Origin of the sequence: Sulfurovum sp. bin170, from assembly GCF_010892395.1 — a bacterium.
Lineage (GTDB): Bacteria > Campylobacterota > Campylobacteria > Campylobacterales > Sulfurovaceae > UBA1140.
Window position 1 is genome coordinate 1 of sequence record NZ_JAACKB010000268.1, and the last position, 6,132, is coordinate 6,132.

Genomic DNA, 6,132 nt, shown 5'->3' on the forward strand with positions numbered 1-6,132 from the left:
ACAAAAATTTGTTATAATTTTATAAAATTATTCTTTTTGGAGTTTTTGTGTATATTTCTATTATTATTATCTTTATTCTCTTTGTCTATGGTGCTTTTTCAACTATTTTTCACTCTACGGATATGGTGGGTAATATTGGTAGAGTATTTGGGGAGTCAAATTTAAATCTATTTGGTTATTTAGCATATATTGACCTGCTTATTTTGCTCTATCCACTCTATAGACTATATAAAAATAAAGACCTGTTTCAAAAAGTAGATTTTTTTGTAGGATGGATGATGTTCTTTATCTCATTGATTATCCTACAATCATTGACGCTAGAGTTTAATCAGAGTGGTAGCGTAGGAACAACTCTGAAACTATTTCTATTGCCATATATAGGAAAAGCTGGTATGTGGCTACTGTGGCTACTGACTCTCATGGTTTCTCTTGTACTGCTCTATGATGAGATACCAGAGCTACGACTTGCCTATAGAAAGATTATAGAGGGCAAGGATTTTATTATAGAGAGTATCAAAAATTTTTTATCAAAATTTGACAATCCATTTTTTGATAGACAAAGCACTGAGGTTATGACCACAATAGTATCACGAGGAAGAGGACAAAGAGAGGAAAGTAGTCTAAATTTAAAGCAAAAAAGACCCAAAAAGATTACACACAAAAAGAAGAGAACAAAAAACCCCGTAGGTTCGATGAAATCGAACGAAAACAGTCTTCTTGAAAATATAACTATTGAAGATGAACAGATAGAAAAAGAGGAGCCAACAGTAACAAGAAATATAGTTGAAGAGCTAGAAGAGAATCGAGAACTTTTAAATCAAATAGAACGAGGAGAGCTAAAAAAACCAAAAAATTTCATTTTGCCTAAGTTGGATTTTTTACAGAAAGCTCCTAAAACATCAAGAAAGATAAATGAAGCAGAGATAGATAGAAAGATAAGGGAGTTGCTAGATAAGCTTAGACAGTTTAAAATAGAGGGTGATGTCTATAGAACATATAGTGGCCCACTGGTTACTACATTTGAGTTTAAACCTGCTCCAAATGTAAAGGTCTCAAAAATCATGAACCTACAAGATGATTTGGCTATGGCTTTGAGTGCAGAGACAATCCGTATACAAGCACCCATCCCAGGGCGTGATGTTGTAGGGATAGAGATACCAAATGATAGCTTTGATACTATCTATCTGCGTGATATTTTAGAGAATGAGATATTTACCAACTCCAAGTCACCATTAACTATGGCTATGGGTAAGGATATTGTAGGTAATCCATTTGTAACCGATTTGAAAAAGCTCCCACATCTACTTATAGCAGGTACAACAGGTTCTGGTAAATCAGTCGGTATAAATGCGATGATACTTTCGCTATTATACAGAAATGACCCCGATAGCTTAAAATTGATGCTTATAGACCCTAAGATGCTAGAGTTGTCCATATATAATGATATTCCTCATCTTCTTACTCCTGTGATTACAGATGCTACAAAAGCTATAGCTGCTTTAGCAAATATGGTAGCAGAGATGGAGCGAAGATATTCTCTAATGGCAGAGAGTAGAACTAAAAATATCGAAAACTACAATCATAAAATTGCCAAAAAGAGAGGTATCGAAGCGATGCCATACATAGTAGTAGTAATCGACGAATTAGCCGACCTAATGATGACTGGTGGTAAAGATGTTGAGTACTCTATAGCAAGACTAGCACAGATGGCAAGAGCTAGTGGAATACACTTAATAGTTGCAACACAGAGACCAAGTGTGGATGTTGTAACAGGAATAATTAAAGCAAATCTTCCAGCAAGACTTAGTTATAGGGTAGGGCAAAGAATAGACTCCAAAGTTATTTTGGATGCTTTAGGGGCTGATTCCCTTCTTGGAAGGGGTGATGCACTATTTACCCCTCCAGGGTCGAATGGTCTAGTGCGTCTACATGCTCCTTGGAACTCCGAAGAGGAGATAGAGGAGATAGTAGAGTTTTTAAAAGAGCAGAGACCTCCTGATTATGATGAGAGGTATTTGGTGGCAGAGGAGAGCAATTCACTTACAGGAAAAGGTATAATCGGAGAGCTTGATGAGCTTTATGAACAGGCAAAAGAGGTTATTTTGACTGACCAAAAGACCTCAATCTCTTATCTACAGAGAAAACTACAGATAGGATATAATCGTTCTGCAAATATTATTGAGCAACTTCAAGAGATGGGAATCTTGTCAGCTCCAAACAGTAAAGGGCAGAGGGATATACTGCTGTAGTGTGAAATTTTATTATTTCACAGATTGAGTTATCTTAATATTCTTCCAAAAATAATCAACATGTTTTTCAAACATTGTAACCAGAGAAGAGGTTGATTTATTATCTATTTTAAGTAGATGCACTTGCATCTGATAGAAGAATAGGGGGGCAAAAAACTCATTTGCTAACATTAGTGGGTCAGATTGTTTGATTTTCTCTTTTTGCATCATAAGAAAAAATACCGAAGATAACTTTTTTATATTTTTTTGATAAAAATGCTCATTATAAGTATCTCTAATTTTACTATTTCTATATAACTCCTGCATGAGAAGCCTTGATAGTGCTTCATTTTCCTTATCAAAGCTAATTAGTTTAAAAGTAGTGGCTATCGAGAAGAGCATAGATTTTCCAGTTTGAGCCAAACTCTCTATATCTTTCTCTTCGAATATCTTCACAATTGCAGAATTCATCAAACGACTAATCAGTGTGTCCAAGATAGCATCTTTGTTTTTAAAATGATTGTAGAGACCACTTTGTGTTATTCCTACCTCCTTGGCAATATCTCTAACGGTAGTAGATTTATACCCATAAGAGGAAAAGAGCCTTAAAGAAACCTCTAAAATAAGCTCTTTTGTACCTTTTTTAATTGTTGACATTACAAACTCCTTTATAAAAACAATTAATAGTATTATAGTAAACATTTGTTCCCAATGTCAAGTGAGTTTTATTCTAGATATTAACCAAGGCTCATATCAGCCTTTTTGGATTTAAATATATTTGTGTATAATTCCCAAAAAGGTAAAACTCTATGGAACATTTTGTATGGAATGCAAATCCTATCCTATTAGAGATAGGACCGATTCAACTATATTGGTATGGTCTTCTATTTGTTGGTTCGTTTGTTGTTGGTTTATATATACTCACTTGGATTTATAAACGCGAAGGTAGAGACCCTGAGGTTTTGGAGTCTCTCTTTGTCTATATTATCGCTGGTGCAGCAATTGGTGCTAGATTGGTTCACTGCTTTTTCTACGAACCTAGCTTCTTTTTCGCCAATCCACTTAAAATCTTAGCTATTTGGGAAGGTGGCTTGGCAAGTCATGGAGGTGTCATAGGGGTACTCATAGCTGTTTGGCTCTTTGCAAAACACCATAAAGAGTCCTATTTTTGGTTACTATCCAGAGTTGCTATTCCTGCGGCACTCTCTGCTACGGCTATCCGTATAGGAAACTTTATGAATTCCGAGATAGTTGGTATACCTAGTGATGTTCCTTGGGCTATTGTCTTCCAAAGATTAGATGAACTACCTAGACATCCAGTTCAGCTCTATGAGTCACTTACATATATGTCTGTTTTCATTCTGTTACTTTTTGTTTATAGAGTAGTGAAACCATCATTTGCAACCAAAATACTACCTGCCCTATTCTTCTTGACCATTTTCACAGCAAGATTCTTTCTTGAGTTTGTCAAAACTAAACAGGCACACTATACCACAGATTTAGCATTTAGCACAGGGCAGATGTTGAGTATCCCCTTTATAGCTCTTGGTCTAGCTTGGTTTATATGGGCTTTTGTTACTGAGAAAAAAGAGTGAACTTCTTTCAAAACTCATTTGGAATCGGAGACTTTAGTCCAATGCCAATGAATTAAGGAATTATAACTTGGAAAACTTGGAATCGGAAGGCTCTGCCTCCGCTGTTCGGGAGTAAACTCTCCGTTTCCAAAAAAATAAGAATCGTAATTGGACTTTAGTCCCGAATAAGACGAGGCTAAAGCCATCGGTTCCTAGTTTTGAAAGAAGTCTAGTAGGAAAGCACCCTACTCTCACTTAATCCTCCCCAACTCCTCCATAGGAAATGAACTATAATCAAACTGACGAATCTCATCACGATTTGAGACAATCAGGTTCTCATCATAAGCAATCACATCATAACAATCTATCTCACCATAGCTATCTTTTAGCTCTACAAGCACATCTACTGTACCATTATTATCTGATTTGTTAATATCAAATATCTTTAGTCCCGAATCACCATCACAGATAAAGAGGTTTGAGCCATCTACACCTAGACCTGTCGGAGCCCACATATCTACTGTCTGTATCAATCTTGGACTTTTGGGGTCTTGAACATCCACTATCTCTAGTCTATTTATGCTATTATCGGCAGACCAACAGTTTCTTGTATTTAGAGTCACAAAAGCTATATCATCAGAGACCACAATAGGGTCACAACTCTGAGCGTGGGTGAAGTCTGTCAAATGTGTAGGTTGGACAGCGATAGAGTTATCATAGATATACATCCCAGAACTAGACCCTATATAGAGATAATCTTTATATGAAAATATAGTCTCCACATCCCAAGGCACATGAATCTTTGAAGCTTTTCTTGGTTCTGATGCATCTTGAATATCAAAGATGTTCATCTCTCTATCGTTCAAAGTATAGAGATAGTCACCAGAGATTGCAAATCTTGCCAGAGAACCACCTTGACCACTTCTAGTAGATGAATCAGCCGATGCCCCTGCAGTGTTTACTGATGTTGAACTTGATGAATCACTGCTAGAACCTGACATCCCACACCCTGCAAAAAAGAGTAAGACCAAAAAGATTAAACTACTCTGTTTCATTGTTAACTCCTATTAGCACACCTTTTTCTAGGTCAAAACCACAGCTCTCAAGTTGATACTCATCATAAAAGTCAAACATCTGATACCTGTCATAAGCAAAAATATCCTCTTTTCGACTAGTCTCTTTTATCTCCTCGATATTATTAATATCAAACACCAACAGATCCATAAAACTATCAACATACATATAACCATCTTTGACAGCGATATCCACATTTCCATATATCTTGATGAATGCTTTTGAGATAGGATTTGATTTGTCGCTATTGTCAATAACATGTACACCTCTATTTTTTTCATTTACTAGCAGAGTATCCCCATAGATATAGATTTTACCTGCCTTATCAATCTCTCTTGGCTCCTCAATCGCAACAGAGGCTCTAAGCTTCTCAAACGACATATACTCATACTGCGAACAAGCAGGGTCATCTCGATACTCCCTGCAACCACCTAAGACCAATATCAATATAGATACCATTAAAATTTTTTTTCTCATTCCATCTCCTAAAATCTAACACCGATTTTCAAAAAATCAATATCCCAAAAGAACTGCTTGTCATAAAGAGTCATTCCCAATGTATCCTCAACAAAGAGGTCATTGTCAGAGCCAAAATAGCCACCCATCCGAAATGCTGGTCCCCAATATACAGACCAATCACCATCAGGATTCATAATTCTAAACCCAATCTCTGCTCCCATACCAAACTTGTCTACCTTGGCGTAACGGGTATCGTTCTTTACTTTACCGTTGAGATGCGAATAGACACCAAACCCTCCGTAGTAGAAACCTTTTGTCCTGTTTCCAAGAAATTTTCTGTAGTTTAGACTAATATTTGTATGGTATGTTTGGTGAGGATGAGCATCATGCCAACCCCAATAATTCTCTTCCATATAAAAAATAGGGATAGCAATCTCCACCCCATTTTCATTATCAAAGTAGCTGATAGTGGCTGAAAAACCTCTCCCCTCATCCTCTGCATCACCATACTCATCTTCGTCATCATCATAAGCGAGGAGTGATAAGAGACCAAAAGGATTTACCTCTATACCCCAACTTTTGCTATCAGACTTCTCTATCATAGGCGTTTTAGCAGATAATATAAGGCTAAATAGCAATAGAGCTGTAACTATTTTTTTCAATTCTCTCTCCTAATTATAAAAGTTCTTTAATAAAAATCTTGCAAAACTAGGAACCGATGGCTTTAGCCCAATGCCAATGAATTAGCGAGGCTGAAGCCATCGTTTCCTTATATGCAATTTGCATTTTCGGAATCG

6 protein-coding genes are annotated in these 6,132 nt (G+C 36.5%); 2 read left to right on the plus strand and 4 right to left on the minus strand.

What is annotated here, in order from left to right; all coding sequences use genetic code 11:
• Window positions 1–47: 47 nt before the first annotated feature.
• A complete protein-coding gene (locus GSY74_RS06285) occupies window positions 48–2,249 on the plus strand; it encodes a DNA translocase FtsK 4TM domain-containing protein (protein WP_370518780.1) in 2,202 nt (733 codons plus the stop codon).
• A 12-nt stretch (window positions 2,250–2,261) separates the two neighbouring features.
• Here GSY74_RS06285 and GSY74_RS06290 read toward each other — a convergent pair whose 3' ends face one another.
• Window positions 2,262–2,885, minus strand: a complete 624-nt coding sequence (locus GSY74_RS06290) for a TetR/AcrR family transcriptional regulator (RefSeq protein WP_255494563.1) — start codon at window positions 2,883–2,885, stop codon at window positions 2,262–2,264.
• A gap of 152 nt (window positions 2,886–3,037) precedes the next feature.
• On the opposite strand from GSY74_RS06290, the gene lgt reads away from it, so the two are divergent.
• Entirely contained in the window at window positions 3,038–3,823 is a 786-nt protein-coding gene (gene lgt, locus GSY74_RS06295; protein ID WP_164664251.1) for a prolipoprotein diacylglyceryl transferase, read from the plus strand.
• A gap of 230 nt (window positions 3,824–4,053) precedes the next feature.
• Here the strand turns inward: lgt and GSY74_RS06300 are convergent, their stop codons facing one another.
• The 3 genes from GSY74_RS06300 to GSY74_RS06310 are packed head-to-tail and all read right to left on the minus strand — an operon-like array spanning window position 4,054 to window position 5,997.
• On the minus strand, window positions 4,054–4,857 hold the full coding sequence (locus tag GSY74_RS06300; protein WP_164664252.1) for an LVIVD repeat-containing protein: 804 nt from the start codon (window positions 4,855–4,857) through the stop codon (window positions 4,054–4,056).
• Window positions 4,844–5,353 carry a hypothetical protein gene (locus GSY74_RS06305; protein WP_164664253.1) on the minus strand — a complete coding sequence of 170 codons (510 nt, stop codon included), beginning with the start codon at window positions 5,351–5,353 and terminating at the stop codon, window positions 4,844–4,846. Before GSY74_RS06305 ends, GSY74_RS06300 begins: the two co-directional genes overlap by 14 nt.
• An 8-nt stretch (window positions 5,354–5,361) precedes the next feature.
• The gene (locus GSY74_RS06310; RefSeq protein ID WP_164664254.1) at window positions 5,362–5,997 is read right to left on the minus strand and encodes a hypothetical protein; all 636 of its coding nucleotides are present in this window, start codon (window positions 5,995–5,997) and stop codon (window positions 5,362–5,364) included.
• Window positions 5,998–6,132 lie beyond the last annotated feature (135 nt).

Excerpts from the sequence above, each read along its gene's own strand:
- lgt (WP_164664251.1), top strand. The coding sequence starts at position 3,038 with ATGGAACATTTTGTATGGAATGCAAATCCTATCCTATTAGAGATAGGA.
- GSY74_RS06305 (WP_164664253.1), bottom strand. The coding sequence starts at position 5,353 with ATGAGAAAAAAAATTTTAATGGTATCTATATTGATATTGGTCTTAGGT.
- GSY74_RS06290 (WP_255494563.1), bottom strand. The coding sequence starts at position 2,885 with ATGTCAACAATTAAAAAAGGTACAAAAGAGCTTATTTTAGAGGTTTCT.
- GSY74_RS06300 (WP_164664252.1), bottom strand. The coding sequence starts at position 4,857 with ATGAAACAGAGTAGTTTAATCTTTTTGGTCTTACTCTTTTTTGCAGGG.